Origin of the sequence: Mesorhizobium australafricanum (assembly GCF_033977265.1) — a bacterium.
Classification (GTDB): Bacteria; Pseudomonadota; Alphaproteobacteria; order Rhizobiales; family Rhizobiaceae; genus Mesorhizobium; species Mesorhizobium australafricanum.
In genome coordinates, this window is sequence record NZ_JAVIIT010000045.1 from 1 (window position 1) to 2,428 (window position 2,428).

Here is a 2,428-nt window from a genome sequence, read left to right on the forward strand (position 1 = left end):
CGCGACATCAGCACTCCTTATGCGGGGCCCTGACCGAGGGAGCGACGATGACATGCCTCCGCTTGCGAATCGGCCAGCCAGCCGGTCGGCATGCGCGCTCTGGCCTGGATCGGAGGTGGAACATGACGAACATGGACGAGCGGCGTCACGGAGCCGCCGGCGAACCACGCTGTAAAGCTTGTCGAGCTTGCGATAGGGTGCGCGCGTGCGCTGGAAGATTTCTCTGGCGTCCGTCATGGGCCGCCCGGAACGCAGATAGGCGAGCACCGCTTCGCCGACCAGCTCCATCAGTGGCAGGATGTGCTGGCTCGCGTCTTGTGGGGCGAACATGGATGGCTTCCGTCCGCCAGTCGATGTCCTCGATCTGCAGATTGCGGATTTCAACAGACCGTAGCCCATATGTTGCAAGGAGTTGCAGGGATCGCATGGTCCCGCAGCCCCGCCGATGTCTCGTTTCTTCGCGCTCTCGAAACAGCGACTGTCAGATCGCGGTTCAGGACTGACGGTGTACTCCTTCGTACGCATAAGCGACGGGGCTATCACGTGCCCTGACAGGTCCGTCGTGACGCGACCTGTGATGTGATGTGGAGGTAGCGCAGCAGAGAGCGAAGCCGCTCTGCTGTATCCTTCAGCGAGCAGCGCGTCAGTTTCGGCGCGCGCAAATCCATATAGCGGTCAACGTCGCTACTGCTGAGGCCCGTCCACCCGTCGATGCCGCCACCGGTCTGCCAAGCAAGGAAGTTGCGGGCTTCCCACATCAACGTTGCGACGCTGGAGCAAGCCAACCCGCGTTCCTCACGCAGCCGGATTTCGTACTCGTCGCAGATTGCAAATCGGACCACATCGGCCGCGCAGGTAGGCTCGATAGCTCGTGGCCATTGACCGTGAGCAAGCCGCAACAAGGCTCGAATTCCGGAGCGCGGAACCTGGTGCCAGCGCGCGCTGGGACGTCTACCACGCCGCTTTTCGAACAGTACGATCGCATGCTGCAGGTATTGCTCGACCTGCACGTCGATCACGTCCGCGACGGGATGCTCCGATGTACGAGATAATCGAGAAACTCAGACGCGTAGGCGCAGTAGCTCCCCGCCACGACAGGGCTGTACCGCTGACCGATAAGCGAGGATTTGAGTGCGGCGATCAGGTCGTGACGGCTATTTGACATTGGCAACTCCTCTGTTGGTTGACCCGCAGAGGTTCGGCACGAAATAATGCAAAGCAAGCTGATCCGAAAATGGCGAAAATCCGTGAATCATTCCTCCGCATTATGAAGACCTCGTGATTAGTTAAACGGCGCAAGACGGAGGCCGCCGACGTCGAAGCGATCAGCGAAGCCGTCACCCGCAAGACCATGCGTTTCGTTCCGATCAAATCGGCTGATCAACAAGCGGCGGCCATGGTGCTGAGGACGCGCGCCCTTTTGATCCGACAGCAAACTCAGGCGATCAACGCGCTTCGCGGGCATTTGTCGGAGTTGGGGGTTGTTGCCGCCCTCGGCACGGCTATGGCTGCGTTGATCGAGATCGTGCGGGACGAGGAGGACGTTTGCCTGCCAAAAGCCGCTCGATTGGCTTTGGCTGAAATCGCCGATCAGATCGAGGCGCTGACGCGTCAAATCGACAAGCTCGAACGAGGGATCGTCGGCGAGGCGAAGCGCGACCAGGACATGCCACGGCTGACGACAATTCCGGGCGTCGGAGCGCTCGCGGCGGCTTCCGTCAAAAGCGCTGATCCCGGATCCCGACGGATTCAAATCCGGCCGTCACTTCGCCCCCTGGCTGAGACTAACGCCAAAGCCCCATTCGAGCGACGGCAAGGAGCAGCTCGGCGGCATATCGAAATGGGCAACCCGACGCTCCGCTCGCTGCTCGTTTGTGGCGCGACGTCGTCGCAATCGCGCTCGCCAACAAGATGGCGAGGATCATCTGGGCGCTGCTCACCAAGGGCGGGACATATCGAAATACTGGTACGGCGAGCGGCGCAGCACACGCCTAAGCCGAACGACGACCAGGACGGACTTGCCGGCGCGACGCCGGACAGAGGCGAGGTGCAAAATTAGACGATGACCCACGGGACGAAATCCCGAGGCGGGAGAGGCCGGCGCGACAATGCGCTTAAAGCGCGTCAGATTGATCAGCCCCTCGCATCGCGAATTTCATCGAGGCCAGCGGTCTTAGGCCGCGCTGAAAGGCCGGACATATGACCGCACCGATCCCGCTGGATGAAAAGCGCTTGCCCGCGTGGCCGTTCCACATATGTGGCGCTGCAGCCGATGCCTAATGCCGCCGCTCGTCCATGCCCGTCATGTTCCACCTCCGATCCAGGCCAGAGCGCGCATGTTGACCGGCTGGCTGGCCGATTCGCAAGCGGAGGCATGTCATCGTCGCTCCCTCGGTCAGGGCCCCGCATAAGGAGTGCTGATGTCGCC

Annotated in this window: 1 protein-coding gene and 2 pseudogenes; 1 reads left to right on the forward strand and 2 read right to left on the reverse strand. The window is 61.5% G+C overall.

Annotation, left to right across the window (positions count from 1 at the left end; translation table 11 throughout):
• Positions 1-330: pseudogene (locus RFM98_RS31045) on the reverse strand (hypothetical protein); the annotation flags it as partial.
• Positions 331-539: 209 nt separating this feature from the next.
• The gene (locus tag RFM98_RS31050) at positions 540-1,019 is read right to left on the reverse strand and encodes a site-specific integrase (RefSeq protein WP_320230387.1); all 480 of its coding nucleotides are present in this window, start codon (positions 1,017-1,019) and stop codon (positions 540-542) included.
• Between the two features lie 266 nt (positions 1,020-1,285).
• Between RFM98_RS31050 and RFM98_RS31530 the strand changes: the two are divergent.
• Positions 1,286-1,995 (forward strand): annotated as a pseudogene (locus RFM98_RS31530) (IS110 family RNA-guided transposase); the annotation flags it as partial.
• Positions 1,996-2,428: the final 433 nt, after the last annotated feature.